The organism is Brevundimonas sp., from assembly GCF_036405315.1.
In the GTDB taxonomy this organism is placed as follows: Bacteria; Pseudomonadota; Alphaproteobacteria; order Caulobacterales; family Caulobacteraceae; genus Brevundimonas.
Window position 1 is genome coordinate 1 of sequence record NZ_DASWXW010000140.1, and the last position, 26,174, is coordinate 26,174.

Below are 26,174 nucleotides of genomic sequence, written 5' to 3' on the forward strand. Positions count from 1 at the left end.
GACGGCACCACCAACTTCATGCACGCCATGCCCCACTTCGCCATCACGGTGGGCCTGGAGCGCAAGCACCCCGACGGCTCGTCCGAGATCGTCGCCGGCGTCACCTACAACCCGGTGATGAACGAGCTGTTCTGGGCTGAAAAAGGCAAGGGCTGCTACCTGAACGACCAGCGCATCCGCGTCTCGGGCCGCCGCGACCTGTCGGAAAGCCTGATCTCGACCGGCCTGCCCTTCATCGGCAAGTCCGGCCACGCCCAGTCGATCAAGGATATCCACGCCGTCGGCCAGCGCGTCGCCGGCATCCGTCGCCTGGGCGCCGCCTCGCTGGACTTCGCCTGGGTCGCCGCGGGCCGCTACGACGCCTTCTTCGAGCGTAACCTGCAGCCCTGGGACGTGGCGGCGGGCATCCTGTTCGTCACCGAAGCCGGCGGCGTGGTCACGACCATCGACATCGACGGCGATCCCAAGAACGGCAAGCAGATCGTCGCCGCCAACCCGGAACTGCAGCCGCAACTGCGCAAGATCCTGCAAGCGGCCTGATCCGCGTCACCGCGCGATACGGAACCGAGGCGGCGTGGCGAAAGCCCCGCCGCCTTTTTCCTGCGCCGTTCACGGCCTCGTCGCGCGCGCCCCCTACCCTCAGACCATGATCCGCCTCATCCTGACCGCCGCCCTTCTCCTCAGTGGAACCCCGGCCATGTCTGCGCCTGTCCTCCAGATCATCGCCCATCGCGGCGCCTCCGGCGAAAGGCCGGAGCATACGACCGCCGCCTATCGTCTGGCTGTCCAGCAGGGCGCGGACGTCATCGAGCCGGATCTGGTCATGAGCCGCGACGGCGCTTTCGTCGTTCGCCATGAAAACGAGATCGGCGGCACGACCGACGTGGCCGACCGGCCCGAGTTCGCCGCGCGTCGCGCGACCAAGGCCATCGACGGGGTCGTGACCACCGGCTGGTTCACCGAGGACTTCACCCTGGCCGAGCTGAAGACCCTGCGCGCCCGCGAGCGCCTGCCCCTGCTGCGCCCCGACAACTCCGCCTGGGACGACCGGGAGCCCATCCTGACCTTTGACGAAGTCTTGGCCCTCGCTCGCGAGGAAAGCGCCCGCACCGGCCGCGTCATCGGCGTCGCGCCCGAACTGAAGCACCCCTCCTATTTCGCCGGCATCGGCTTGCCGATGGAGGACGCCTTCATCGCCGCGCTGCAACGCCACGGCCTGACCGGCGCCGACGCCCCCATCCTGATCCAGTGCTTCGAGGTCGGGCCGCTGCAAAGGCTCAAGGCCCGCATCGACGCCCCCCTGCTGCAGTTGATGAGCCTCGTAGGCGGCCCCGCCGACCGTCCCGACCTGACCTATGCCGCCATGAGCACGCCCGAGGGCCTGCGCGCCGTCGCCGTCTATGCCGACGCGATCGGGGTCGAGACCGGCCTGATCCTGCCGCGCGACGCCACAGGCCGCAGCCTGCCCGCCACCTCGTTGGTCAGCGACGCCCATGCGGCGGGGCTCAAGGTCGTGGTCTGGACCTTCCGCGCCGAGAACGCCTTCCTGCCGCTGGAACGGCGTCAGGGCGACGCCCTCGCCGACCACGGCGACCTGAGCGGCTATCTGCACGCCTTCTACGCCTTGGGCGTCAACGCCGTGTTCAGCGATTTTCCCGGCGTAGCGGTCGCAGCGCGCTGAGCCTTACGTCCCCTGGAACTGCAGTTGCGCCAGACGCGCATAAAGCCCGCCCCTGGCCGTCAGTTCGGCGTGGGTGCCTTCCTCGACCACCTTGCCGCCGTCCATGACGACGATGCGGTCGGCGCGCAGAACCGTGGCCAGACGGTGGGCGATGACCAGGGTGGTGCGCGCCTCCATGGCCTGATCCAGCGCCGCCTGCACCAGACGCTCGTTCTCGGCGTCCAGGGCGCTGGTGGCCTCGTCCAGCAACAGGATGGGGGCCTCGCGGACCAGGGCGCGGGCGATGGCCAGCCGCTGGCGCTGTCCGCCCGACAGGCTCTTGCCGCGCTCGCCCAACGGCGTGTCGAAGGCCTGCGGCAGGGCCTCGATGAAGCCCAGGGCCTGCGCCTCGTCGGCTACGGCGCGGGCTTCGGCCAGGCTGGCGTCCTCGCGGCCGAAGCGGATGTTCTCCAGGGCCGAGCCCGAGAACAGGGGCGCCTCCTGCGACACCCAGGCGAAGCGTTCGCGCACCGCGATCGGATCGGCGGCGCGCACGTCCACGCCGTCCACCGACACCAGGCCCGACTGAGGATCATAGAAGCGCAGCAACAGACGGAAGACCGTCGACTTGCCCGCGCCCGACGGCCCGACCAGGGCCACGGTCTCGCCCGGACGCACGGTCAGGCTGAAACCCTTCAGCGCCGGCAGGTCGGGCCGGCCCGGATAGGCGAAGTCCACCGCCGACATCGACACCTCGCCCAGCGGCGGCTGCGGCAGGGCGACGGGCGTGGCGGGCGGGGCGATGGCGGGCACGGCCCGCATCAGTTCGTCGATCCGCTCCATGGCCCCGGCGGCCTTCTGAACGTCGCCCCAGCTTTCGCCGAGCGCGCCCACGGCCCCCGCGGCGAAGACCGACAGCAGGACGAACTGCAGCAGGGCGCCCGGCGTCATGGTCCCGGCGATCACGTCCTGAGCTCCCAGCCACAGCACCAGGGTCACGCCGCCGAACATGACGGTGATGATCAGGGCCGTCATGACCGCCCGCGCCCGCATCCGGGTCAGGGAGACGCCGAAGGCTTCCTCCACCGCCGCGCCGAAACGGCTGATGGCGCTCTTTTCACGGCCGAAGGCCTGGACCGTCTCGATGGCGTCCACGCTCTCGCCCGCGAAACCCACGGCGCCGGCGAAGGTGTCCTGCGACTTGACCGTCAACTTGCGCACCTGACGGCCGAAGATGAACAGCGGCACGATCAGCACCGGCACGATCAGCAGGACAAAGCCGGTCAGCTTGGGGCTGACGAAGAACAGCAAAATCACCCCGCCGATCAGGGTCAGGAAGTTGCGCAGGGCGTAGCTCACCGAGGTGGTCAGCAGGGTGTCGACCAGTTGGATGTCGGTCGTTAGACGCGACAGCACCTCGCCCGTCCGCATATGGGCGAAGAAGACCGGGTCCAGCGTCAGGATGCGCTTGAACAGGGCCGTGCGCAGATCGGCGATGACCCGCTCGCCCGTCTTGGTGACATAGAAATAGCGGAAGGCCGTCGCCAGCCCCAGAATCAGGGCGTTGGCGCCCAGAATCAGGAACCAGGTGTTGATGTCTCGGCCGCCGTTCTCGAAGCCTTTGTCGATGGCGCCGCGCGCCGTCGCCGTCAGGCCCAGGGAGGCCACGGTCGAGCCGATCAGCCACAGGCCCGCGATCGCCGCGTCCAGCCGGTGCCGCATCATGAAGGGCAGCAACTGGGCCAGGGGCTTGATGTTGCGGGTCTTGGCGCGCTTGCCGCCCGCCTCCTCCATCTGCTCGGCCAGCAGGGCCCCGGCGCCGGGGCGCCCCCGGGCGGCGGCGTCTTGCGATGCGGAAGGCGAAGAAACTTGGGTCATAGCCGCGCTCTTGCCCCGGAACGCCCCCCGGTGTAAACGCCGCCCCTCATTCCCGCTGCAGCCTCGGCGGGTTTCTCTATTTACGCGCATTGACGGTCGGCATCGTCGCCGCGCAGAGACGGATCAGATCTATGAAAGCGGACACGCACCCCGACTACCACTTCATCACGGTTGTGAAGCCGGATGGCAGCACCTTCCAGACCCGTTCGACCTACGGCAAGGAAGGCGCCTCGCTGGCCCTCGACATCGATCCGTCGACCCACCCCGCCTGGACCGGCGGCAACGCCCAGATGCTGGACCGCGGCGGCCGCGTGTCGCGCTTCAACAACAAGTTCGGCGGCTTCATCAAGAAGTAAGCCGCACAGCCCTCTCGGGGGCTGCGACAAAGTCGCCACAGAAGCGCCGGTCCGATGGGCCGGCGCTTTTTGTTTGGCCGGAACGTCGATAACATGGGGGCGTTCGATCCTTCGGGGCGCAGGCGACGGGTCTGGCGCCGGACCGGACTTAAGAGCTTTTGAATATGAACCGACGGGAATTGGGCTTTGGCGTCGCGACGACGACCCTGACCCTTGGCGCGGCCTCCTCCGCACTGGCGCAGAACCGTCCGGTCGATCCTCAGGTGTTCATCGCCGGTTTCGACGCTCAGGCCGGCCGCCTGCCCGAGGCCGTGCAGGCCGACGTTCGCGCCGTCTATCAGCTGACCGGCGGCAAGCCGATCTGGACCGCCGATCGCCTGCGCGTGCTTCAGGAGGTCGCCGCCGGCGCCGAACGCCACGCCCTGCCGGCCGGAGACTTCTTCGACTTCGTCGGCCTGGCCGCCGACCCCGCCTCAGCCGAGATTCGCACCACCGCCGCCGCCGTGACCTACGCCCGCGTCCTGGCCGAGGGCCGCGTCCGTCCCGAGACGGTCGAGGACCTGTGGGAGATGCAGAAAAACAGCGTCGACATCCCCGCCGGCCTGACCCAGGCGATCAGCGCCAATCAGTTGAGCCAGTGGTTCGACAACCTGGCCCCCACTGACATCGGCTACACCAATCTGTCGGCCGGCTACGCCCGCTATCGCCGCATCACCCGCGCCGGCGGCTGGCCCGCCTTCCGCTCCGGCCCGACCATCGAGCCCGGCGCCAGCGACGCGCGCATCCCCGCCCTGATCGCCCGCCTGGTCGCCGAGGGCGACCTCGGCGCCGCCGCCGGCGAACGGCTGAAGGGCAACCTGGCCTATGGGTCGGAACTGCAGCAGGCGGTGCGCAGCTTCCAGACCCGTCACGGCCTGGGTTCGGACGGCCGCGTCGGCCCCGGCACCCAGCGTTCGCTCGGCGCCTCGGCCGAGGACCGCGCCCGCCAGATCGCCCTCAACCTGGAACGCCGCCGCTGGCTGAAGCGCGAGCTGAATCCCGAGCGGATCGAGGTCAACACCGCCGCCGCCATCATGGTCTACTGGAAGGACGGCAAGCCGGTTCACTCCAACCGCGTCATCGTCGGCACCGAGGAAAACCAGACCCCCAGCCTGGAGAAGCCCTTCGCTTCAGTCGTGGCCAATCCGCCGTGGACCGTGCCCATGGGCATCGCGCGCCGCGAGATCCTGCCCAAGGGCCCCGGCTATCTGGCCGCCCATGACATGTACATCAACGCCGACGGCTGGGTGGTGCAGCGCGCCGGGCCGCAGTCGTCGCTGGGCTATGTGAAGTTCGAGTTGCGCGACAGCTACGCCATCTTCCTGCACGACACCCCCGGCAAGGCCGCCTTCAACCTGTCGGTGCGTCAGCGCAGCCACGGCTGCGTGCGGGTGCAGAACGCAGTCGAGTTCGCTCGCCTGCTGCTGCAGCCCGACCCGGCCAAGCTGGCCGAGTTCGACGCGGCCCAGGACAGCCGCGAGACCAAGCGCGTCACCACCGGGCGCGAGATCGCCGTGCGTCTGCTCTACTGGACCGCCTTCGTCGACGGCCAGGGTCGGGTCGCCTTCCGCGAGGACGTCTATCGCCGCGATGAAAAACTGGCTCAGGCCCTGGGCATCGCCGTCAATCTGCCTCGCGTCATCGCCGACGGCCCCAGCGACGCCAACGACGTCGGACCGTAAGCGCGTCCTTTGGGCTCAGCCCCCGAAGGCCGCCTGCAGCCGGTCCAGTTGGCTCTGGACCGGATTGACGGGCTGGTCCTCGTCTCCGCCCAGGTACATGCGCCGATCCAGATGCAGGACGCGGTCGTACAGTTTTTCGGCGCGCACGGCATATTCGATCAGGGCGATGGGCAGGTCGCGATGGCTGGGCTCGCTCTCGACCTTGCGGTCGGCCAGCCGATAGCGCGGCTCGCAGGCAGAAGCGGCGCTCATGTCATTCTCGCGCACGGCGCGCTGAACCAGAAGCCAGGACGCGATCTGCATCAGGCGCGTGGTCAGCTTCATGCTCTCGCCCGCATAGGCCAGGGCCGCCGCGCGCGACAGCAGACGCGAATCCTGGCGCCCGTCGCCGTCCAGATAGGCGGCGGTCTCCTCGACCAGTTCCATGCCCTCGCGGAAGGTGCGGTCGAACAGTTCGGAGCGCGCGAAATCCAGCACCTCGGCGCTGCGCGAACGCGATCCGGCCACATCAAGGTCGATGGCTGTCAACTCGGTGCTACCCATGAAATGTCACGCGCGTCCGTCAGAACTCGCGGGTCGAAAGGACGCCGCACGGACCGGAACTGCAATCGTCATGCCACGGATTACGACAAGGCGGGAGAGGCTTCTCAGCGGAAATTGAACAGGGCGTCTGCGGCGCTGCGCTTGGACGACTTGCCGTCGATGGCGGCCTTGGACCGCGCGATCTCAGCCTCCAGCGCGGCGATCCGCTCGTGCAGTTCATCAACGGCGTAGAGGTCCAGGTCTTCGCGGCCCAGCGCCCTCAGCGCCTCGCCGCCTTGGGGCCGGGGCTCCAGATCTTCGAACGACATCATCGCCTCCGTGGTCAGCGACCGCACGAACCCGTATGAAAACGCCCCAATGACAAGGATTGCAAGCGGCGGAGGCATCATGCGGGTCATCGAGATAGAAGGCGGCAAGGGACCGGCCGAGGCGCTGACGCCGTCTGAACGCCCCCAACCGACCCCCGCCCCGGGCGAAATCCGCATTCGCGTGGGGGCCGCGGGGGTGAACCGTCCCGATATCGTCCAGCGCGAGGGCCGCTATCCTGCACCGCCCGGCGCTTCGGACATTCTGGGGCTGGAGGTCGCCGGCGAGGTCGACGCCGTGGGCGAAGGCGTCACGCGCTGGCGCGTCGGCGATAGGGTCTGCGCTCTGCTGGGCGGCGGCGGCTACGCCGAATACGCCGTGGTGGACGCCCGCCACGCCCTGCCCATCCCCGAAGGCCTCGACTTCGTGCAGGCCGCGGCCCTGCCCGAGACCGCCTTCACCGTCTTCGCCAACGTCTTCGAGGGCGGCGGGCTGAAGGCGGGTGAGACCTTGCTGATCCACGGCGCCACCAGCGGCATCGGCGTCATGGCCATCCAGATGGCCAAGGCGGCGGGCGCCCGCGTCATCGCCACCTCGCGCGGCGCGGCCAAGGCCGAGGCCGCCCGCGCCCTGGGGGCCGACGTCAGTCTGGACGCCGCCGACGGCGACCTGCGGGACGCTATCAAGGCCGCGGGCGGCGCCGACGTGGTGCTGGACATGGTGGGAGCGGCCTACGCCGAACTGAACCTGAACGCGCTGAAGCCCGGCGGACGCTGGGTCGTCATCGCCACGCTGACCGGCGCCCTGGCCCAGATCGACCTGATGCGGGTCATGCTGAAACGGATCGTGCTGACCGGCTCGACCTTGCGCAGCCGCCCCGCCCACGAAAAGGCGCGCCTGGCCGCCGCAGTCGAACAGACCGTCTGGCCCTGGGTCGCCTCGGGCGCGGTGCGCGCCAAGGTCGAAGCCACCTTCCCCCTGGATCAGGCCGCCGCCGCACATCGGCGACTGGAGGACGGCGATCACGTCGGCAAGATCGTCCTGACGCTCTGAGCGCCGAAAGAAAAACGGGAGGCCGAAGCCTCCCGTTTCCCGATTATCAGTAGCCGCCGCGGCGCGCGGGGCGGAGCGAAGAAATCCGGTCGTTCAGACCGGAGCGCCCCAGGTCGCGCACGTCGCCGTCGATGATCTGGCAGCGGCCGCGATAGTTGGCGTCCTCGCAGACTTCCCAGCTGCCGCGCCCCAGACGCAGTGAACTGATCGCATCATTCAGGCCGCTGTTGCGCAGGTTCGGAACCTCTTCGCGGAAGCTCATCGACTGGCCGCGGAAGTTGGCGTCGCGATAGACGGTGATCGAACGATTGCCCCAGCCGCCGCCTCCGCCCGGTCCGCCCGGCCAGCCGCCGCCGTTGCCGCCGCCCGGGCGACCGTTGTCCTCATAGTCGCCGCGATGGCCCTGACAGACCAGAAGGCCGTTGTCGTTGCCGATGTCGCTGCTGGAGCAACGCGCCAGCTCGATCGAGGTCTCGCGCACCTGGCCGCGCCGGTCACGGCAGTCCGCGTACAGGCGGCCCTGGTTGACATAGGAGCCGGTGCAGCTCTGCGCATAGCTGCCGCGAGGGGCTCCGCGCATCTGAGCCTGAGCCTCGGCCGACGTGACGTTGACAGCGGACAGGCCGCCGGTCGCCGCGACCACACCTGCGGCCGCAATCAAGAACCTTCTCATGGGACGGTCTCCTCCGCTGATCCCACGGCGCACAACGCGCCCTAAGCCACACAGTTCAACATCACGGATGAACCTTGGCTGTATGGTAAGGTCAGACGACGTTTTCATTTGCCGGGAAATCGCCTATACAGAAGCTCTCGCGCCCGGCCGAAAGGTCGGGCGCCGTCGATTCAAACGCCCGATTTTCGGGCCAACGCCGGGACGCACGCCCCATGACCGACATCCTGATGCCCAAGGCCACCGCGGTCTGGCTGGTGGACAACACCTCGCTCTCCTTCGAGCAGATCGCCGACTTCTGCGGCCTGCACCCGCTGGAAGTGCGCGGCATCGCCGACGGCGACGTAGCCCGCGACATCCGCGGCGTGGACCCGGTCACGGGCGGCCAGCTGACCCGCGAGGAACTGGAAAAGGCCCAGGCCAACCCCGACTACCGCATGAAGGCCGTGGTCAGTCGCCACGCCGAACTGCTGAAGCCGTCCAAGAGCGGCCCGAAATACACCCCGGTGTCGCGTCGTCAGGACCGCCCGGACGCCATCGCCTGGTTCGTGCGCAACCACCCGGAAGTGACCGACGCCCAGATCGCCAAGCTGCTGGGCACGACCAAGTCCACCATCGAGACCGTGCGCAACCGCACCCACTGGAACTCGGCCAACATCAAGCCGGTCGATCCCGTGACCCTGGGCCTGGTCGGCCAGCTGCAGCTGGACGAAATCGTCAAGAAGGCCGCCGACAAGAAGGCCAAGGACGACGCCAAGTCCGGCGGCGGCGTGCTGCAGGCCATCGAAGCCGAGCCGGAAGAGCCCGAGTTCGTCCCGGAAGAGCGCGTGCGCCCCGGCGCCGAGCCGACCGCCGAGTCGGTCTTCGGCAAGAACGACTGATCGTTCCGACCCGAACATGGAAACGGCCCCGAAGAGCGATCTTCGGGGCCGTTCTCTTTTTCCGGGAGGCCTAGTGGGCTCTGGCCTCCAGACTAGTGATCTCTTCCTTCAGCCTGAGCTTTCGTTGCTTGAGTTCCCTGAGTTGGATCGGGTCCGCGGTGGGTCTGCGCGCCTCCTGCCGGATCGTCTCATCCAGCGACCGGTGCCGATTTCCCAGTTCGCGAATACGAGCCTCGATGGTCATGGCTTGCGCCTCCATGTCTAAGGGACCACTACACTGAGCGCCCGGAACGACGGCCTGTGGAATCACATTGCAGTGACCCTCCGTCGCTCCGAACACGGAGACTGTGGAAGTCAAAATGGCCGACGATGTGAACTCGACGATAGGGAACCCGAAACCGTCGCGGTTGGTCGTTGGAATCTCTGGCGCTTCCGGCGCCGTCTATGGCGCGCGGGTGCTGGACGCCCTGCGCGAATTGGGCGTCGAGAGCCATCTGGTGATCACGAAAGCCGCCCTGCTCACATTGTCGCAGGAGACGGATCTGAGCCCCGACGACCTGCTGTCGAAGGCGGACGTGACCTACAAGCTCGCCGACGTCGGCGCCGCCATCGCCTCGGGTTCGTTCCGCACCCTGGGCATGATCGTGGCCCCCTGCTCGGTGCGGACCATGAGCGAGATCGCCACCGGCGTGACCTCGACCCTGCTGACCCGCGCCGCCGACGTGGTGCTGAAGGAGCGCCGGCCTCTGGTGCTGATGGTGCGCGAGACCCCGCTGCACCTTGGCCACCTGCGCACCATGACCTCGCTGGCCGAAATGGGCGCGACCATCGCCCCGCCCCTGCCCGCCTTCTACGCCAAGCCGGACTCCATCGCCGACATGGTGGATCAGTCGGTCGGCCGGGCGCTGGACCTGTTCGGCCTGGACTGGTCGGCGGTGCGCCGCTGGGAAGGCCTCAACACATGAGCGACCTGTGGACCTGGGCCCTCGCCGCCTATGACGCCCCCGGCGTGGCCGAGGCCTGTCTGAGCCTGCAGGATCACAACGAGCAGAACGTGCCCCTGCTGCTCTGGGCCGCTTGGGTCGCCGTCACCGGCCGCCGCCCGGACGAGGAGACCCTCGAGGCCGCCTGCGACACAGCCCGCGCCTACGACACCGTGATCACCGCTCAGCTTCGCACCGTCCGTCGCACGCTGAAGGCGCCCATTCCTGACGTCGATGACGACCACCGCGAGGCCCTGCGCCGGCAGGTCAAGGCGCTGGAGCTGGACGCCGAGCGCCGCCTGATGCTGGAGCTGGAAAGTCTGGCGCCCGCCCCGTCCGGCGCCCCGCGCCGCGCCATCGACGGCCTGGCCGATACAGCGAAGCTATGGGCCCGCGTCGTGCCGCGTCCTGCGCTGACGACCCTGGCGGATCGCCTTCCCGCCTGACGGCCGGTCGGCTATAAGAAGGGGCTTCCGGGGCGCGCCATGAACGACGATCAACCTTTCCTGTCCGACGACGACAAGCTGCTGCGGGCCGAGCTGAACACGCTTCAGCAGGAACACGCCGACCTTGACGCCTCGATCGACGCACTGGGCCTGGTTCCGATCCCAGATCAGTTGCTGATCGCGCGCCTGAAACGCAAGAAGCTGGCCCTGCGCGACGAGATCGTGAAGATCGAAGACCGCATCCTGCCCGACATCATCGCCTAGGCGGACGGACGGCTCAGCGGGCCTTCTTCCTCAACCACATGGCGGCGTCGGCTTCCGACAGCCAAACCTCGGGATCTGTCTGCCCCGCATAGGCCCGGACGCCGAACGAGCCGCCCAGGGCCACGGTCGAGCCCTCCCAGGCGAAGCCTTCGGTCTCCAGAGCCGCCGCCAGACGCCTCGCCTTTTCACGCCCCTCGTCCGCGCCCGCATTCATCAGCAGAAGGGCGAACTCATCCCCGCCCAGACGCCCGACGGCGTCGGATTCGCGCACATGACCCAGCAGCAGGTCCGCGACGGCCATCAGGGCGGCGTCCCCCGCCGCGTGGCCCAGGGTGTCGTTGACGCCCTTGAACCCGTCCATGTCGAGATAGAGCAGCGCCGCCTCGACCTCGTGACGACGGCAATAGGCCATGCTGCGGTTCAGCACCGTCATGAAGCCGCGCCGGTTCAGCGCCCGGGTCAGGACATCGTGGTCGGCCAGGGCTTCAGCCGTCTCGGCGCGAGCGGTCAGGGCGACGACTTCGGCGCGCAGCCGTTCGATCTCGGCGTGCAGATCGGTCTCTGCAGTCGGTTCGGCCACGTCGGTCAAGTCAGGCTCCGGTATCGCGAATCGCAGGCGACTCAGGCCCTCGCGACGCAGATGATTCTAACGACCTTGGTTGCGGGCGCAACGCGTGTGCTGTAACGGGCCGCTTTCCGTGTGGGAGCCTTCGCATGACCGCCTCGACGCCGCCCGTCGCCATCATAATGGGCAGCCGGTCCGACTGGCCCACCATGAAGCTGGCCGCCGAACGCCTGGATCAACTGGGCGTCGCCTGGGAAGCCAAGGTCGTCAGCGCCCACCGCACGCCCCAGCGCCTCTATGACTTCGCCACGACCGCCAAGGCCAAGGGCCACAAGGTCATCATCGCCGGCGCCGGTGGCGCGGCCCACCTGCCCGGCATGGCCGCCTCGATGACCGACCTGCCGGTGCTGGGCGTGCCGGTCCAGTCCAAGGCCCTGAAGGGCATGGATAGCCTGCTCTCCATCGTCCAGATGCCGGGCGGCGTCCCGGTCGCCACCCTGGCCATCGGCGAGGCGGGCGCCGCCAACGCCGGCATCCTGGCGGCGCAGATCCTGGCCCTGTCGGATCCCGAACTGGCCGAGCGTCTATCGGCCTTCCGCGTCGCCCAGACCGATTCCGTCGCCGAAACCGTCGAGGACTGACTTGCCCCAGCTGCCCCTGCCCCCCGGATCGACCCTCGGCATTCTCGGCGGGGGCCAGTTGGGTCGGATGCTGAGCCAGGCCGCATCGCGCCTGGGCTTCGACGTGGTGATCCTCGATCCCCAGCGGGATTGCCCGGCCGCCCGCGTCTCGCGCGCCCAGATCACCGCCCCCTATGACGACCCCGACGCGCTGCAGGCGCTTGGCCGCCTGTGCGACGTCGTCACCTTCGAGTTCGAGAACGTCCCCGCCGCCTCGGTCGAGACCCTGGCCGAGGCCGGCGCCTTGGTCGCGCCCGGACCGACGGCCCTGGCCGTGGCCCAGGACCGGGTGGACGAGAAGACCTATCTGAACGCCGTCGGCGCCGTGACCGCCGATTTCGCCGCCGTCACCACGCTGGACGACCTGACCAACGCCATCGACAAGCTCGGTCTGCCCGCCGTGCTGAAGACCCGCCGCGAAGGCTATGACGGCAAGGGTCAGATCTGGATCCGCGACGCCGCCGACGCCGAAGCCGCCTTCGACGCCATCGGCCGCCGCCCCGCCGTTCTGGAGGCCGCCGCCGTCTTCAACCGTGAACTGTCGGTGATCGCCGCGCGCGGCCACGACGGCGTCGTCGCCGTCTATCCCCTGGGCGAGAACATCCACGCCAACGGGGTGCTGAAAACCACCCTGGCCCCCGCCGCCGTCGATCCGAAGACGCAGGCCCGCGCCGAGGAGATCGCCTCGGCGATCTTGGACGGCCTCGACTACGTCGGCGTCATGGGGATCGAGCTGTTCGACATGGGCCCCGACTCTGAAGGAAAGCCCGTCTTGCTGGTGAACGAGGTCGCCCCGCGCGTCCACAACACCGGCCACTGGACCCAGGACGGTTGCGTCTGCGACCAGTTCGAGCAGCACGTCCGCGCCGTCGTCGGCTGGCCCCTGGGCCCCACCGAAGCCCACGCCCGCATCGAGATGACCAACCTGCTGGGCGACGAGGTCGATCAGTGGCGCGTCCTGGCCGCCGAGCCGAACGCACGCCTGCACCTCTATGGCAAGCATCAGGCCCGCGCTGGGCGGAAGATGGCGCACGTGAACCGCATCCTCTGACCCTCTCCCATCGGGAGAGGGAGGCTCAAGCTTCCTTCGCCCCGTAGCGCAGCCGTCCGAGCGCGTCGGTGACGGCCTTGATCGGCGCGTCGAAATCCTTGCCCGCCTTCCACTTCTCGAAGGCCATGACGTTCTCGATGCGGCGGGCGACGAAGGCCTCGGCGGCCTCGCGGCCTTCGAACCAGCGCATGGTCAGGGCGGGGATCAGGATGCCGCCCAGGATGGCGCGCTTGGAATAGTGGTTCTGATCCGTCGCCGTGTCCCCGGCCCAGCGCCACAGATGATCGGCGCTTTCCCAGGCCAGCTTGAAGCCCAGGTCCACATTGGTCGGCAGGGTCAGGAAACCGGCGCAGCGTTTGGCCGCCTCCACGTCCTCAGCCCCCGCCTCCATTCGCGCCGAGACGGCGGCGGCGATTCGCTCGCGAATCTTCATCGTGGCGGCGGGCGTGGCCTCCAGCGCCTGCAAGGCCCGCGAATCGTGGCGCCGCGACAGCAGGACAGCCAGGTCGCGCGCCCCGTTGGGCAGCAGCAGCTCCTCATCCCCCAGCGACAGACCGTTCGCCTCGCAGGCGGCGCGCACCAGACGGCTGTTCCAGCCTAGCGCGGGCGCGCGTTCTATGGCGGCGTCCAGCACAGTCTGCTCCATGCGGGCGGCCCAGTCGGATTTGGGAGCGGCGTATTGGGGATCAGGAGCGGCGGTCTCGGTCATATCCCCAGAATAGTCCTGTCCTCCGGGCTTTTCGACCCATCACGATTGCCTGTGTCGATCTGGACAGGCCCCCGCTCGTCGTGTATCAGCGCGCCTTCATCCGAGAGCCCTGTCTTTCGGGAGAGATTTTATTTTGTCTGCCCGTCTCCCTTTGAAAGGACGCGGCGGGCGGCCAAAGGAGAGATAACCCTGGTTCAGATTTTCGTCCGCGACAACAATGTCGATCAGGCGCTCAAGGCCCTGAAGAAGAAGATGCAACGCGAAGGCAGCTTCCGTGAAATGAAGCGCCACGTGCACTTCGAAAAGCCGTCGGAAAAGCGCGCTCGCCAGAAGGCTGAAGCCGTTCGCCGCGCTCGCAAGCTGGCCCGCAAGCGCGCCCAGCGCGAAGGCCTGCTGCCGGCTCCGAAGCCCCGCACGCCGGGCGGCCGTTAATACGGCCCCAGCCCCAGGCTGAAAGATCAAGGCCCGCTCCGGGAAACCGGAGCGGGCCTTTTCTTTGGCGGACAGGTCAGACGAAAAACCTAGAAGACGCCGACGGCGGCGTCGGCCCATATCAGCAGCACGGCCAGGACTAGGACCGCGCCGATCGCCAGCCGCCAGACCCGTTTTTTCGTCCACCAGGCCGTCAGTTCGAAGATCAGGCCCGCCCCGATCAACAGGACGCCGGCGAATGCGAAGTCGGCCGCATCCCACGCCGCCTCCCGCGTGAACTGCATGGCGATCAGGGGCAGAAGCAGCAGCGCCGCGATCAGCCCCCACAGCGCCGGTCTCCAGCGCGCGCCGGCCGCCTTCACAATGCTCGTCATGGTCGACCTCAATAGGGTGTGATTCCTGCCCGGATGAACGGGCGACGAGACGCGAGGTTCACGCCCGCCGCCCTTCGGTTCAGCCCGCCCCGCGCACCGCGCCGAGGAAGCTCCTCCAGCTCAGCTTCACGTCCGACAGGGCGCCGGCGCGGAAGGCGCGCCCCGCCACCCAGACCATGAGCGCGGCGAACAGGAACATGCCGACCAGGGCGCCGATGATCTCGATCAGCGGCGGCCCGCTGGGCGCGCGGGCGGCCATGACGAAGGGGGTGAAGGGCGGGATCAGGCTCATCACCTTGACCACGGTCGCGTCCGGCGTACGGATGGCCATCTGCATGACCAGCAGCGGCGCCACCAGCACCATCATGATCGGCCCCATCAGGGTCTGGGCGTCACGCGGCGTCTCGCAGAAGGCGCCGATGGCCGCGAACAGGACCGCGTACATCAGATAGCCTCCGACCATGAACAGCAGGAAGTAGATCCACAGGCCGTTGCTCTTCAGCACCGAACCGATGTCGCGCGCCATGTCGGGCGCCGCAGTGAACAGAGCCCCGCCGCCCAGGCCGCCCCAGGCCAGCAGCACCGTCAGCGTCAGCAGGGCCACGCCTAGCACCTTGCCCGTCAGGATCTCCGTGGCCGAGGCCGAGGACAGCAGGACCTCCAGAATCTTGTTCGACTTCTCCTCCATCACGCTGTTCAGCAGGATGGAGGCCCCGGTGATGATCAGCGACCACAGCAGGAAACCGACCGCCAGGCCGACGACCACCGGCAGCTTGTCGCGGAACGACACCTCGCCGCCCGACGCCGCCTTGGGCGAGAAGACGGACAAGTCAGGCCGGAAGCGGTCCGTCTGGGCCACCACGGCCGGATCGATGCCGCTGGCGGCGAAAACCTGACGCCGGTTGGCGTCCTTCAATGCGTCGCGGACGGCGTCCTCGACGGCGTCGTCTGTGGCGCGGGCGGTCCAGACGCGCGCGCCCGGCTGACCGTTCGCCTCGGTCAGGAAGACGACGCCGCTCAGCTTTTGTCCCTCGGGGGCGTCGTCGCTGACATAGCGCCGGGCCAGGGCGTCGCGCGCCTCGCCCGGCGCGGCGGCCAGGATCTCGGCCGGCGGCGCAACCAGGGTCATGCTGCGTTTCGGCGTCTCGAAGGCGGCCCCGGCGCGCGGCGCCTCGCGCTTCAGGGCGGCCACCCCGGCCTCGAAGCCTTCGGTCTCGGCGACCTTGCGCACGCGGTCGCCGCCCGCCACGCCCGCCTCGGGAATGGCGGCCATGCGCAGGGCGCTGATGTCGCCCTTGACCTGCTCGTTCTCCAGGGCCTGGCGCACGGCGGCGGCCACGCCCGATCCGGCCGGAGCCTCGTCGACCAGGGCCACCTGACGCACCGGCTCGGCGTGCTTCATCATGATGGGAAGGACGCCGCCCAGCACCCCGAACAGGGGGAAGGCCAGCAACGACAGCCAGAAGCCGACGGTCTTGGCGTAGGCCATGAACTCGCGGCGCGCGATCAGAAGGGTGCGGTTCATCGGGCGGCCTCCGCCTTGAGAGCGTCACGGGCGCCGTCGCGGGCGACGCTCTGGTCTTCGTCGGGATGGTCGCCGGTCAGGGCGATGAAGGCGTCGTGCAGGGTCGGCTCCTTGATCTGGAACCGGCGCACGTCGAGTCCGGTCAGGAAGGCCGACTTCAGCGCCTCCTGCCCGCCTGCACCCTGCGCCAGCCCGGCGCGCAGGGTGCGGGCGCCGTCATGATCGCTCAGCACCTCGACGCCCGACACGCCCGGCAGGACGGATACGGCCGCGACATCCAGCGCGCCCTCCAGTTCCAGGAAGCGCGGCGAGGTCGCCCGCGCCTCGTCCACCGTACCTTCAAACGCCTTCTTGCCCCGCGCCAGCAACACCACCTTGTCGCACAGACGTTCGGCGTGCTGCATGACGTGGGTCGAGAACAGGACGGTCGCGCCGTCGGCGGCCAGGGCGCGGATCATGGCCTCCAGCCCCTGCTGGTTCATGGGGTCCAGGCCCGAGAAGGGCTCATCCAGAATCACGAACTCGGGTCGGTGCACGACCGAGGCGATCAACTGGACCTTCTGAGCCATCCCCTTGGACAGCTCCTTCATCTTCTTCTTCTGGGCCTCGCCCAGGCCCATCTGCTCCAGCATCTCACGGGCGCGCTTGCGGCCCTCGGACGCGGGCAGGCCCTTCAGCCCGCCGAAGAAGGCGATGGCGTCCACGGGCGTCATCTTCTTGTAGAGGCCGCGCTCCTCCGGGAGGAAGCCGATCCGGTCGCGCACCTTGCGCCCGTCGTCGGCGCCCAGGATCTCGATCCGACCCGAGGTCGCCGACTGCAGGCCCAGGATCATCCGCAGGGTCGAGGTCTTGCCCGCGCCGTTGGGGCCGAGAAAGCCGCAGATCGTGCCCCTTTCGACCTGGAAGCTCAGGTCGGACACCGCCTGAAAGCCGCCGTACCTCTTGCTGATCCCGTCCAGCGTCAACGCCGCAACCATGCCGTCCCCCATGCAACCGTCAGACCCGAAGCCTAACGGCGCCGGGGGGACAATGGAAAGGCTATTTTACATTACGGATCAGTCATGATCCGTAAGCCCCTACTTCGGCGCGCTGACCTTCACGTCGAAGCTCTGACCGACGACCTTGGTCGGGTTCACCTGACCGCCGTTGCGACGCACCTCGAAATGCAGGTGCGGGCCGGTCGAATAGCCGGTCGAGCCGACCAGGCCGATCCGCTCGCCCGAGGCCACGGCCTGCCCCGTATGCACGTCGATGCGGCTAAGGTGGCCATAGACGCTGCTCAGGCCGTTGGGGTGTTTCACCTCGATGAAGTTGCCGTAGCCGCCGGCCTGGAAGCCGGCGCGCACAACCCGCCCCTCGGCGGTCGTATAGACGCTGGTTCCCTTGGGCGCGGCGATGTCCACGCCCTTATGGGCGCGCGCCTTGGCCTCGATGGCCAGCTTGCGCAGACCGAAGGCCGAGTTGATGCGATAGCCCTTCACCGGGGCCTCGAACAGGACCTTGCGGGTGACGGGACCGGCGGGTTTGGCCACGGCCTGAACCGGCGGGGCGGCGGGCACGGACAGGGCTTCAGCCTTGTCGGACGGCGGGCTGGCGGCGCCCAGGGGGGCGCCGGCCATGGCGAGAACGGCGGTGACGGCGACGACGCTGGTCTGACCGAAACGGATCGCAAGCGGCCTCACGGCCGGGGGAAGAAAACGCATACTGAAACTGCACTCCGGGCGCTCAAACTGCGAGCGGGAGGGCCGACATGGTCGCGCGAAACAGGCAGCGCAGGTGGCGGAAAATCAGTCGCCGACGGCCGGGGTTGAGCGTCTTTTGCCATTACACGAGGACGCGAATGGGGCGCCGCAGGGGCGACAAGGCGTCGCACCGAGGGAACCCGACGCTTCAATCCTAAACGAAAGAAGCCGCGCGACGTGCGCCGCGCGGCTTCTTCCCTGTCGTTTCGAACGCCTTACAGCGGCAGGGTCAGTTGCACCCCGCCCATATGGCTGTCGGCCTGATCGCCGAAGCGGCCCTTGTAGCCGATCGAGACCTTGAGACGCTCCATCACCGTGCCCTCGATGCCCGCCGAGGCCAGGAATTGACCGCCCCAGGGCAGTTCGACGTCACGCGCCAGAACCTGCGCCGGATTGCCGGCTATGCCGGTGCGGACCGCGTCGCTGTCGTCGCTCAGCGTGTCGCGATAGCCGCCCTCGGCGTAGAAGTGGAAGCGGTCGATCCCCGCCTCGGCGCGCAGGGCGATCTCGGCGGTCGTGCCCTGCACCGAGCGGTCCTGATAGGCGTACTGGGCCGCCGGTCCCTCTTCGTTGAAGCCGTCCACGTCGCTGTTGATCCAGGCGACGGCGGCGCGGGGCGACAGGGCGACGCCGCCCATGTCGAACCACATCCCGCCCTGCAGACGCGCGCCGGTCGAGACGCCGCGGGTCGAGCCGGTGTGGACGATAGGAGCCAGAGAGGTCAGGCGGCTGATGTCGTTGAAATCGTCCTGGGCCACGCCCGCCGCCGCATTGACGAACAGATCGCCCGAGCGCCAGCCGCCGTAGACATCGAGGCCGAAGCTATCCAGATCGACGTTCATGGCGCCGGCGTCCACGTCGGCGTTGCGATAGCTGCCGGCCAGGCCGAACTTCATCGTCTCATTGGCCGTCTCCAGCGCGATCCGCACGCCATAGCCGTCCGCGGTCGCGTCGCCGATCCGACCGCGCGCATCAGTCTTGGTCCGGTCCGCCAGGGCCGCCACCGAGATCGCGGTTCCCGCCGTCCAGGCCTCGCGGCCCGAGAGGCTGGCGGTCGAACCGTCCAGCGCGTCCTCGCGATGCCGCCAGGCCGTCTCGCCCAGCACGGCCGTCTGCGAGCCCAGATCGCCGTAATAGAGGTAGTCGTTGGCCAGACGTGCAATCACGGCATGGCCCGCAGCGGTCGGGTGCACCCCGTCGAAGTAGAAGTAGTCGTTGGGGTTGGCGCAGACCGTGACCCCGTTGAAGCAGGGCTGGGTGACGTTCGACACGCCGAAGGCGCTGGGGTTGCCCGCAATGACGTCGCCGATCTTGAACAGGTCCATCATGATGATGTTCGTACCCGGCCGCGCCGCCGCCGTGGCGTTCAGCCCGGTCAGCAGGGCGCCGTTGAAGGTCGTCACCGCATAGTCGGCCAGGGGCGCGGCGGGGGTGCTGCGGAACTGCGGCGTCAGGCTGAGCTTGGGCAGGTTGGTGACGAGGATGGTCCCAGCCCCCGCCTGGGCCACGCCGCCGACGATGAAGTTGATGTCGGCCGCCGCCGCCAGCGAGACCGGGGCGATGCTGCCCGTCGGATTGGACGAGGCGCCCGCTGCGGGCAGCCCCTGGAAGATGTTGTTGGCGCCGCCCAGGATGCTGACCAGATCGCCAGAGCCGAACTTGCCGCCGCGCGACTGGTACTGCGCCAGTTGCACCCGCATCCCCAGCGGCGAAGCCTGGCTGTCGGTGCGCGCGCCGCCGAAGGCGTAGTTGATGCTGCCCGTCACCGGCCCCATGAAGTTGGCGGCGTTGAAGCCCAGCCGCTCGGTGAAGACCGGCCCGCTGGAGAATCGGCCCTGGTAGTAGGGCGGCGAGGTCGGGGTCGATCCGCTGGTCGCCAGATAGAGGTTGCCGTTGTCGGACAGGCTGTCGCCGAAGACGACCAGTCGATTGTAGCTCTGCGCCCCGGCGGCGCTGGCCGTCGAGACAGCCGCCAGGGTCAGGGCGGCCAGGGCCGCTCCGCGAAGAAGACGAGACATCGTTGTTCCTCCCTCGACCGTCAGTATGCGGTCGTTATCCGGAGGATGCGCTGCTTCGCCGCAAGCGCAAGATGCCCCTAGGGAAACTGAACAACGTTCAGTGAAGCATTCGAAATCGGACTGTGCCCGGCAGGTCACGCAAGACCTTCAGCACCTCGGGATCATAGTCGCGGTCCACGTCGGTGATGACGTAGCCGGTGCGCTCGTCCGTCTTCAGGTGCTGGCCCAGGATGTTGAGGCCCGCCGCCGACAGGGCGCGGTTCAGCTCGGCCAGAACGCCGGGCTGGTTTCTGTGAATGTGCAGCAGACGGTGGGCGCGCGACACCTCGGCCAGCTGCACGTTCGGCAGGTTGACGCAGAAGGTGGTGTCGCCCCGGTTCAGATAGCCCAGCAGGCGTTCGGCCGCGAACTCGGCGATGGCTTCCTGCGCCTCCTCGGTCGAGCCGCCGATGTGGGGCGACAGGATGACGTTCTTCAGACCCTGCAGGGGGCTGGCGAAGGGGTCGGCGTTGGTGCGCGGCTCCTCGGGGAAGACGTCCACCGCCGCGCCGGCGATGCGGCCCGACTTGACCGCCTCGGCCAGGGCGTCGACATCGACGACGTGACCGCGCGACAGGTTCAGGAACAGGGCGCCGGGCTTCATTTTCGCCAGTTGGGCCGCGCCGATGATCGCCGTGTTCTCCTTGCGACCGTCGACGTGCAGGCTGACCACGTCAGCCTCGGCCAGCAGGGCGTCCAGCGAGCGCATCCGCCGGGCGTTGCCCAGGGCCAGCCGCTCGGACAGGTCGTGGAACATGACCCGCATCCCCAGCCCCTCGGCCAGGACCGACAACTGCGAGCCGATGGCGCCATATCCGACGATGCCCAGGGTCTTGCCGCGCAGCTCGCGCGAGCCGACAGCCGACTTGTTCCACTCGCCCCGGTGCATGGCCGCCGACTTGTCGGCCACGTCGCGCATCAGGACGATGGTCAGGCCGATGGCCAGTTCGACCACCGAGCGGGTGTTGGAATAGGGGGCGTTGAACACGGCCACCCCATGTTCGGCGGCGGCCTCCAGATCGATCTGGTTGGTGCCGATGCAGAAGGCGGCGACAGCCAGCAGGCGGTCGGCGTGGTCCAGCACCCGCTTGCTGACATTGGTCTTGGAGCGGATGCCCAGAACGTGCACGCCCTTGATCGCCTCGATCAGGTCGTCCTCGTCCAGCGCGCCCTTCATGGTCTCGACGGTGTAGCCCGCCTCCTCCAGCCGCTCGACGGCGGCGGGGTGGATGTTCTCCAGCAGCAGCATGCGGACGCGGTTGCGCGGATAGGACCAGCGGCCAGACACGCCCTCGGCGAACAGGACCTCGTCCAGAGAGGCGGCGGTCGCGTCGGCGACCTCGATGACCTTCTGGCGGCTGACGACCTCGGTGAAGGCGTAGAAGCGGTCGGCCGCGCCCTCCAGCTTGACCTCGGCGTCGGTCCAGCCGTCGCCGACCATGACCACAGGTCCGGTCAGGTTCAGGGCCTTGATGACCTCGGGCTTGCCGTTGTCGCGCGACAGGGGGTTGGCGTCGTCGACGCCCGTGACCCGCCCCTCGGCGTCATAGATCAGGTCGTTGCACAGCACATGATCGGCGGCGACGCCCAGACGCGCGGCCAAGGGCGCGATCACCTCGCGGAAGCCCCCCGACAGGATGTAGACCCGCTCGGCATGGCGTTCGAAAAAGTCGACGTTGCGGCGGATCGAGGCGCTGGCCTCGTCCAGGATGCGGTCGCTCAGGATCTCGACATGGCCGCGGGTCAGGGCCAGCAGCTCCAGCCGGCGGCGCAGGGCCGTGCCGAAGTCCACCTGTCCCGTCATGGCCTGGTCGGTCAGGGCCGCGATCTCGGCCTTCTTCGCCGCTGCGTCAGGGGAGTCGGACAGGGCGATGTCGGCGAGCGCTTCAAGCGTCTCGATGCGCACCAGGGTGGAATCGAAGTCGAAGATGAAGACAGGCGAAGTCATGCGCCGGACCTAGCCGACCTTCGCACTTGCAGCAATGAAAAGGGGCGCCGAAGCGCCCCCTCCCGCATGAATTTTCCAGCAAAGCTCAGAATTTGCCGAAACCGCGCGATCCCTCGCCCTTGCGTCGGCTTTCCAGGGCCGCCGCGCCGATGGCGGCGGCGATGGTGGCCACCGCCAGCAGGGCCCCGCCCTCCTTGGCGTGGTCGCGGGCGAAGTCCCCGGCGTCCTGGGCGTAGCGCCGCGCCTGTTTGGTGTAGCCTTTCAGCGGCTTGCGGGATTTCCGGCCCGAACGGTGCAGCCAGCGGTCGGCGCGCGCCCGGGCGTCATGACTGAAGCGCCCCGCCCGTTCGCCCGCGTAGTCGCCCAGTTCGGCGGCGCGGTGCGTCAGATCGTCGGCGCCGTGGCGGACCCCGCGCGCGATGTCGTCGAAGCGATGACGCAGGGCCTCGGCGTCGAACCAGCCGCGCGGATCGACGCGCTCGCGCAGCCGCTCATAGCGGGTCGGGCCGCTGCGCTGGTTCAGCAGCAGGACGGCCAGGCCGACCCCCGCCAGAACGGCCACCACGCCGGCGGTGATCCCAGGGTGTTTGCGGACCTCGTCCACGGCGTTGAACTGTCGAACCATGGGCACTCAAACCTCTTGTTGTCGAAAACCATCGTCGGGACAGGAGCGAACCGGGCCGAAAGAGGTTCCGCTGTCAACGGTCAAGCTGCAAGCCGCGTGAGTGAATCGGCTCCCCCTTACCAAGAGGCTGTCGCCTCCCTATGTTGCGCCGCTTCCAGACAGTTTCGCCTTTCCAGGATCTTCGCCGTGACCGATCACGCGTCCGCCGCACAACCCATCGACGCCCCGACCGACAACCTCGCCGCCGCCTTCCAGATCGAAGGCTGGCCGGTGCGCGGCCGTCTGGTGCGGCTGGGCGAGGTGGTGGACAAGATCCTGTCGGCTCATGACTATCCCGAACCCGTCGCCGCCCTGCTGGGCGAGGCCTGCGTCCTGGCCGCCATCGTCGGCTCGGCGCTGAAGTTCCAGGGCCGCCTGATCGTCCAGGCCCAGGGCGACGGCCCGGTGCGCTATGTGGTGGCCGACTATGACACGGCGGGGACCCTGCGCGGCTTCTGCCGTTTCGACCCCGAAGAAGTGGCCAGGGCCTCCGAGGGCTTCGCCCGCCCCGGCGCGCAGACGCTGTTGGGTCAGGGCGTCTTCATCATGACCATCGACCGGGGCGAGAACTTCGAGCGCACTCAGGGCATCACCCCGATCGAGGGCGAAAGCCTGTCGCTGTGCGCCGAGCACTACTTCACCCAGTCGGAGCAGGTGCCGACCAAGGTGCGTCTGGCCGTGGGTCAGGCGACGACCGAGGCCGGAACCGGCTGGCGCGCGGGCGGGGCCATGATCCAGGTCATCGCCGGCGACGAGGCCCGCGGCTCGACCGAGGAGGTGTGGGAACGCACCCGCGCCCTGTTCAACACCCTGGGCGACGACGAACTGATCGACCCCACGGTCAGCGCCGAAACCCTGCTGTACCGCCTGTTCCACGAGGACGGCGTGCGGCTGGAGGGCGCCCAGGCCCTGGCCGCCGTCTGCCGCTGCTCCAAGGATCGACTGGTCACGGTGATGCAGTCCTTCCCGCCGGACGACCGCGCCGCCATGGTCGAGGACGACGGCATGATCCACGCGACGTGCGAGTACTGCTCGACCGTCTACAAGATCGACCCGAGCGAGATCGCGGGGTGATCTCCACCCTTCTCCCACAAGGGGAGAAGGGCTTTGCTTAGCTGTTCAGGTCCAGCGAATAGCCGGCCGAGCGCACGGTGCGGATCGGGTTGACCGTGCCTTCGACGTTCAGGGCCTTGCGCAGGCGGCCGACGTGGACGTCGACGGTGCGGGCCTCGACATAGACGTCCGAGCCCCAGACGGCGTCCAGCAGTTGTTCACGGCTGAAGACCCGGCCCGGGTGCTTCATCAGGTGGTCCAGCAGGCGGAACTCGGTCGGGCCCAGGTGGACCTCCTTGCCCGCGCGGCGGACGCGGTGGGCGACGCGGTCGATGACGATGTCGGCGTGGTTGACCCGGTCGTCGGCCAGACCCGGACGGATGCGGCGCAGAACGGCGCGGATGCGCGCGGTCAGTTCCGTCATCGAGAAGGGCTTGGTCATGTAGTCGTCGGCGCCGGTGTCCAGGCCGCGCACACGGTCCGTCTCTTCGCCGCGCGCGGTCAGCATGATGATCGGCAGGTTGCGGGTCTCGGCCCGGCCGCGCAGGCGGCGGCAGACCTCGATGCCCGACAGCTTGGGCAACATCCAGTCCAGCAGCACCAGGTCCGGCAGGCGCTCGTCGACCTGAAGCAGGCCCTCCTCCCCGTCGGCGGCGACGGTCACGTCATAGCCTTCCTTCTCCAGATTGTACTGGAGCAGGGTGGCCAGGGCGTCCTCGTCTTCCATCACCAGAATATAGGGTTGCACGTCAGGCTCTCCGGTCGGTCGAAGTCGTCAGCAGAAAGGAAAGGTCAGTCGTCCGTCAGGTCAGACGGCGGTGTCGCCACATGCGGCGTCGGCGTGGGCTCTTCGCCCGGACCGGGGACGGCCTTGGGCCGCTCTCCCAGCATTTCCTCGCCGGTGATCTCATAGTGGACGGTCTCGGCGATATTGGTCGCGTGATCGCCGATCCGCTCCAGGTTCTTGGCCATGAACAGCAGATGGGTGCAGGCCGTGATCGTGCGCGGGTCGCCCATCATGTAGGTCAGCAGTTCGCGGAACAGGGCGTTGTAGTGCTCGTCCACCTCGTCGTCGGTGCTCCACACCGACAGGGCGCGCTCGACCTCGGAGGCCGTATAGGCGTCCAGCACGTCGCGAAGGCGAGTCGAGACCAGACGGCCCATCCGCTCGATCGAACGGGTCAGGGGCTGCATCGGCTCGCCCTCGGCCAGGATCAACGCCCGCTTGGCGATGTTCTTGGCCAGGTCGCCGGTGCGCTCCAGGTCGGAGGCCAGCTTCATGGCCCCCAGGGTCCGGCGCAGGTCCGAGGCCACCGGCTGACGCAGGGCGATCAGGCGGATGGACTTCTTCTCGATGTCGCGGTGCATGGCGTCGAGACGGTTGTCGCGATCGACCACCGCCTTCGCCAGGGCCACGTCGCGGCGGGCGACGGATTCGATGGCGTCCGCCACCTGCGCCTCGGCCAGACCGCCCATGCGGACGACCTCGGCCGTCAGCTGGTTCAGTTCGTCGCCGTAAGCCTTGACCGTATGCTGGTTCATGCTCGCGCCCTTAGCCGAAGCGGCCGGTGATGTAGTCGAGCGTGCGGCGCTCGCGCGGGTTGGTGAAGATTTCTTCGGTGTCGCCGGTCTCGACCAGCTTGCCCATGTGGAAGAAGGCCGTGCGTTGCGAGACGCGGGCCGCCTGGGCCATGGAGTGGGTGACGATGACGATGCAGTAACGCTCGCGCAGTTCGTCGATCAGCTCCTCGATCTTGGCCGTGGCGATCGGATCCAGCGCCGAGCAGGGCTCGTCCATCAGGATGACTTCGGGTTCGACCGCGATGGCGCGGGCGATGACCAGACGCTGCTGCTGGCCGCCCGACAGGCCGGTGCCCGGCGAGTGCAGGCGGTCGGCCACCTCGTCCCACAGACCGGCGCGCTTCAGCGCCTTCTGGACGATGTCGTCCAGCTCGCCCTTGCTCGAGGCCAGGCCGTGAATCTTCGGCCCATAGGCGACGTTCTCATAGATCGTCTTGGGGAAGGGGTTGGGCTTCTGGAACACCATGCCGACCTGGGCGCGCAGCAGCACGGGGTCGATCTTGCGGTCGTTGATGTCGCCGCCGTCCATCTCGATGCGGCCGGTGACGCGGCAGCCGGGGATGGTGTCGTTCATGCGGTTCATGGTCCGCAGGAAGGTCGACTTGCCGCAGCCCGACGGACCGATCAGGGCCGTGACGGTCTTGTCCGGGATGTCCAGCGAGACGCCGAACAGGGCCTGCTTCTCGCCGTAGAAGACGGAAACGTCGCGCGCGGCGATCTTGATCGGACCGAGCGGGGCCGAGGCGTGGGCGCCCACGGCCGGGGCCGTCGTCAGCGTGGCGTGAGGCGCGGCCCCGGCGGAGCCGCCGTCGGCCAGACCCTCGGGGGCGCGGAAGATTTTGGACATCATAAGACTACCACCGGCGTTCGAAGCGCCGACGCAGCAGGATCGCGGCGGCGTTCATGACGATCATGAAGGCGAGGAGCACAAGGATGGCGGCGGCGGTCCGCTCGTGGAACGCGCGCTCCGAGGCGTTCTCCCAGATGTAGATCAGCGAAGGCAGGGCGCCGACCGGCTCGTCGATGGCGTGC

General features: G+C 68.5%; 30 protein-coding genes and 1 pseudogene. 13 read left to right on the plus strand and 18 right to left on the minus strand.

The window, feature by feature from the left end; translation table 11 throughout:
* Together VGE49_RS08325 and VGE49_RS08330 are read left to right on the plus strand one after the other, a co-directional pair.
* The coding region (locus tag VGE49_RS08325) for an inositol monophosphatase family protein (protein WP_331034094.1) at nucleotides 1-540 on the plus strand (540 nt) is incomplete at its 5' end.
* Nucleotides 541-646: 106 nt separating this feature from the next.
* Nucleotides 647-1,681 (plus strand): glycerophosphodiester phosphodiesterase, encoded by a 1,035-nt coding sequence (locus tag VGE49_RS08330; protein ID WP_331034095.1) that lies wholly within the window; start codon nucleotides 647-649, stop codon nucleotides 1,679-1,681.
* 3 nt (nucleotides 1,682-1,684) lie between these two features.
* Here VGE49_RS08330 and VGE49_RS08335 read toward each other — a convergent pair whose 3' ends face one another.
* Entirely contained in the window at nucleotides 1,685-3,538 is a 1,854-nt protein-coding gene (locus VGE49_RS08335) for an ABC transporter transmembrane domain-containing protein (protein ID WP_331034096.1), read from the minus strand.
* 131 nt (nucleotides 3,539-3,669) lie between these two features.
* Between VGE49_RS08335 and rpmE the strand changes: the two genes are divergently transcribed.
* Both rpmE and VGE49_RS08345 read left to right on the plus strand, forming a co-directional pair.
* The gene (rpmE, locus tag VGE49_RS08340) at nucleotides 3,670-3,894 is read left to right on the plus strand and encodes a 50S ribosomal protein L31 (protein WP_105562861.1); all 225 of its coding nucleotides are present in this window, start codon (nucleotides 3,670-3,672) and stop codon (nucleotides 3,892-3,894) included.
* Nucleotides 3,895-4,058: 164 nt separating this feature from the next.
* Complete coding sequence (locus tag VGE49_RS08345) at nucleotides 4,059-5,615, plus strand: L,D-transpeptidase family protein (protein WP_331034097.1); 1,557 nt, start codon at nucleotides 4,059-4,061, stop codon at nucleotides 5,613-5,615.
* 15 nt (nucleotides 5,616-5,630) lie between these two features.
* On the opposite strand, the gene rcdA is transcribed toward VGE49_RS08345, so the two are convergent.
* Together rcdA and VGE49_RS08355 are read right to left on the minus strand one after the other, a co-directional pair.
* Complete coding sequence (rcdA, locus tag VGE49_RS08350; protein WP_331034098.1) at nucleotides 5,631-6,158, minus strand: protease adaptor protein RcdA; 528 nt, start codon at nucleotides 6,156-6,158, stop codon at nucleotides 5,631-5,633.
* A gap of 104 nt (nucleotides 6,159-6,262) precedes the next feature.
* Nucleotides 6,263-6,466: a DUF1192 domain-containing protein gene (locus tag VGE49_RS08355; RefSeq protein ID WP_331034099.1), complete on the minus strand. Its 204-nt coding sequence runs from the start codon at nucleotides 6,464-6,466 to the stop codon at nucleotides 6,263-6,265.
* Nucleotides 6,467-6,545: 79 nt separating this feature from the next.
* Here VGE49_RS08355 and VGE49_RS08360 point away from each other — a divergent pair, with 79 nt between their 5' ends.
* The gene (locus VGE49_RS08360; RefSeq protein ID WP_331034100.1) at nucleotides 6,546-7,517 is read left to right on the plus strand and encodes an NAD(P)H-quinone oxidoreductase; all 972 of its coding nucleotides are present in this window, start codon (nucleotides 6,546-6,548) and stop codon (nucleotides 7,515-7,517) included.
* 46 nt (nucleotides 7,518-7,563) lie between these two features.
* On the opposite strand, the gene VGE49_RS08365 is transcribed toward VGE49_RS08360, so the two are convergent.
* Entirely contained in the window at nucleotides 7,564-8,190 is a 627-nt protein-coding gene (locus tag VGE49_RS08365) for a beta/gamma crystallin-related protein (RefSeq protein ID WP_331034101.1), read from the minus strand.
* A gap of 212 nt (nucleotides 8,191-8,402) precedes the next feature.
* On the opposite strand from VGE49_RS08365, the gene VGE49_RS08370 reads away from it, so the two are divergent.
* A complete protein-coding gene (locus tag VGE49_RS08370) occupies nucleotides 8,403-9,068 on the plus strand; it encodes a DUF1013 domain-containing protein (RefSeq protein WP_331034102.1) in 666 nt (221 codons plus the stop codon).
* A 70-nt stretch (nucleotides 9,069-9,138) separates the two neighbouring features.
* On the opposite strand, the gene VGE49_RS08375 is transcribed toward VGE49_RS08370, so the two are convergent.
* The gene (locus tag VGE49_RS08375; RefSeq protein ID WP_331034103.1) at nucleotides 9,139-9,312 is read right to left on the minus strand and encodes a YdcH family protein; all 174 of its coding nucleotides are present in this window, start codon (nucleotides 9,310-9,312) and stop codon (nucleotides 9,139-9,141) included.
* Nucleotides 9,313-9,427: 115 nt separating this feature from the next.
* Here VGE49_RS08375 and VGE49_RS08380 point away from each other — a divergent pair, with 115 nt between their 5' ends.
* Genes VGE49_RS08380 through VGE49_RS08390 form a run of 3 tightly spaced genes read left to right on the plus strand, consistent with a single transcriptional unit; the run spans nucleotide 9,428 to nucleotide 10,761 of the window.
* The gene (locus tag VGE49_RS08380; RefSeq protein ID WP_331034104.1) at nucleotides 9,428-10,033 is read left to right on the plus strand and encodes a UbiX family flavin prenyltransferase; all 606 of its coding nucleotides are present in this window, start codon (nucleotides 9,428-9,430) and stop codon (nucleotides 10,031-10,033) included.
* Complete coding sequence (locus VGE49_RS08385; protein WP_331034105.1) at nucleotides 10,030-10,497, plus strand: TIGR02444 family protein; 468 nt, start codon at nucleotides 10,030-10,032, stop codon at nucleotides 10,495-10,497. Before VGE49_RS08380 ends, VGE49_RS08385 begins: the two co-directional genes overlap by 4 nt.
* A 39-nt stretch (nucleotides 10,498-10,536) precedes the next feature.
* A complete protein-coding gene (locus VGE49_RS08390) occupies nucleotides 10,537-10,761 on the plus strand; it encodes a YdcH family protein (RefSeq protein ID WP_331034106.1) in 225 nt (74 codons plus the stop codon).
* Nucleotides 10,762-10,774: 13 nt separating this feature from the next.
* Here the strand turns inward: VGE49_RS08390 and VGE49_RS08395 are convergent, their stop codons facing one another.
* On the minus strand, nucleotides 10,775-11,341 hold the full coding sequence (locus VGE49_RS08395) for a GGDEF domain-containing protein (protein WP_331034118.1): 567 nt from the start codon (nucleotides 11,339-11,341) through the stop codon (nucleotides 10,775-10,777).
* Nucleotides 11,342-11,475: 134 nt separating this feature from the next.
* Between VGE49_RS08395 and purE the strand changes: the two genes are divergently transcribed.
* Both purE and VGE49_RS08405 read left to right on the plus strand, forming a co-directional pair.
* Entirely contained in the window at nucleotides 11,476-11,967 is a 492-nt protein-coding gene (gene purE, locus VGE49_RS08400) for a 5-(carboxyamino)imidazole ribonucleotide mutase (protein WP_331034107.1), read from the plus strand.
* Nucleotide 11,968: 1 nt separating this feature from the next.
* Nucleotides 11,969-13,057 carry a 5-(carboxyamino)imidazole ribonucleotide synthase gene (locus tag VGE49_RS08405; RefSeq protein WP_331034108.1) on the plus strand — a complete coding sequence of 363 codons (1,089 nt, stop codon included), beginning with the start codon at nucleotides 11,969-11,971 and terminating at the stop codon, nucleotides 13,055-13,057.
* Nucleotides 13,058-13,082: 25 nt separating this feature from the next.
* On the opposite strand, the gene VGE49_RS08410 is transcribed toward VGE49_RS08405, so the two are convergent.
* Nucleotides 13,083-13,766 (minus strand): COQ9 family protein, encoded by a 684-nt coding sequence (locus tag VGE49_RS08410; protein WP_331034109.1) that lies wholly within the window; start codon nucleotides 13,764-13,766, stop codon nucleotides 13,083-13,085.
* Nucleotides 13,767-13,955: 189 nt separating this feature from the next.
* Between VGE49_RS08410 and rpsU the strand changes: the two genes are divergently transcribed.
* The gene (gene rpsU / locus VGE49_RS08415) at nucleotides 13,956-14,198 is read left to right on the plus strand and encodes a 30S ribosomal protein S21 (protein WP_105562988.1); all 243 of its coding nucleotides are present in this window, start codon (nucleotides 13,956-13,958) and stop codon (nucleotides 14,196-14,198) included.
* Nucleotides 14,199-14,287: 89 nt separating this feature from the next.
* Here rpsU and VGE49_RS08420 read toward each other — a convergent pair whose 3' ends face one another.
* The 7 genes from VGE49_RS08420 to VGE49_RS08455 form a co-directional block, all read right to left on the minus strand.
* Entirely contained in the window at nucleotides 14,288-14,572 is a 285-nt protein-coding gene (locus VGE49_RS08420; RefSeq protein ID WP_331034110.1) for a hypothetical protein, read from the minus strand.
* A gap of 79 nt (nucleotides 14,573-14,651) precedes the next feature.
* Complete coding sequence (locus tag VGE49_RS08425) at nucleotides 14,652-16,097, minus strand: ABC transporter permease (RefSeq protein WP_331034111.1); 1,446 nt, start codon at nucleotides 16,095-16,097, stop codon at nucleotides 14,652-14,654.
* A complete protein-coding gene (locus VGE49_RS08430; RefSeq protein WP_331034119.1) occupies nucleotides 16,094-17,074 on the minus strand; it encodes an ABC transporter ATP-binding protein in 981 nt (326 codons plus the stop codon). Before VGE49_RS08430 ends, VGE49_RS08425 begins: the two co-directional genes overlap by 4 nt.
* 99 nt (nucleotides 17,075-17,173) lie before the next feature.
* Entirely contained in the window at nucleotides 17,174-17,800 is a 627-nt protein-coding gene (locus tag VGE49_RS08435) for a M23 family metallopeptidase (RefSeq protein ID WP_331034112.1), read from the minus strand.
* A gap of 254 nt (nucleotides 17,801-18,054) precedes the next feature.
* Nucleotides 18,055-19,857: an autotransporter domain-containing protein gene (locus VGE49_RS08440; RefSeq protein WP_331034113.1), complete on the minus strand. Its 1,803-nt coding sequence runs from the start codon at nucleotides 19,855-19,857 to the stop codon at nucleotides 18,055-18,057.
* 97 nt (nucleotides 19,858-19,954) lie between these two features.
* On the minus strand, nucleotides 19,955-21,844 hold the full coding sequence (gene serA / locus VGE49_RS08445) for a phosphoglycerate dehydrogenase (protein ID WP_473964839.1): 1,890 nt from the start codon (nucleotides 21,842-21,844) through the stop codon (nucleotides 19,955-19,957).
* Between the two features lie 85 nt (nucleotides 21,845-21,929).
* A complete protein-coding gene (locus tag VGE49_RS08455) occupies nucleotides 21,930-22,469 on the minus strand; it encodes a hypothetical protein (protein WP_331034121.1) in 540 nt (179 codons plus the stop codon).
* 186 nt (nucleotides 22,470-22,655) lie between these two features.
* Between VGE49_RS08455 and VGE49_RS08460 the strand changes: the two genes are divergently transcribed.
* Complete coding sequence (locus tag VGE49_RS08460) at nucleotides 22,656-23,582, plus strand: Hsp33 family molecular chaperone (protein ID WP_331034114.1); 927 nt, start codon at nucleotides 22,656-22,658, stop codon at nucleotides 23,580-23,582.
* Between the two features lie 37 nt (nucleotides 23,583-23,619).
* On the opposite strand, the gene phoB is transcribed toward VGE49_RS08460, so the two are convergent.
* The 4 genes and pseudogenes from phoB to VGE49_RS08480 form a co-directional block, all read right to left on the minus strand.
* The gene (phoB, locus tag VGE49_RS08465) at nucleotides 23,620-24,309 is read right to left on the minus strand and encodes a phosphate regulon transcriptional regulator PhoB (protein ID WP_331034115.1); all 690 of its coding nucleotides are present in this window, start codon (nucleotides 24,307-24,309) and stop codon (nucleotides 23,620-23,622) included.
* A 44-nt stretch (nucleotides 24,310-24,353) separates the two neighbouring features.
* Nucleotides 24,354-25,103 (minus strand): phosphate signaling complex protein PhoU, encoded by a 750-nt coding sequence (phoU, locus tag VGE49_RS08470; RefSeq protein ID WP_331034116.1) that lies wholly within the window; start codon nucleotides 25,101-25,103, stop codon nucleotides 24,354-24,356.
* A gap of 10 nt (nucleotides 25,104-25,113) precedes the next feature.
* Nucleotides 25,114-25,992, minus strand: a complete 879-nt coding sequence (pstB, locus tag VGE49_RS08475; protein WP_331034117.1) for a phosphate ABC transporter ATP-binding protein PstB — start codon at nucleotides 25,990-25,992, stop codon at nucleotides 25,114-25,116.
* Between the two features lie 4 nt (nucleotides 25,993-25,996).
* Nucleotides 25,997-26,174 (minus strand): annotated as a pseudogene (locus VGE49_RS08480) (phosphate ABC transporter permease PstA); the annotation flags it as partial.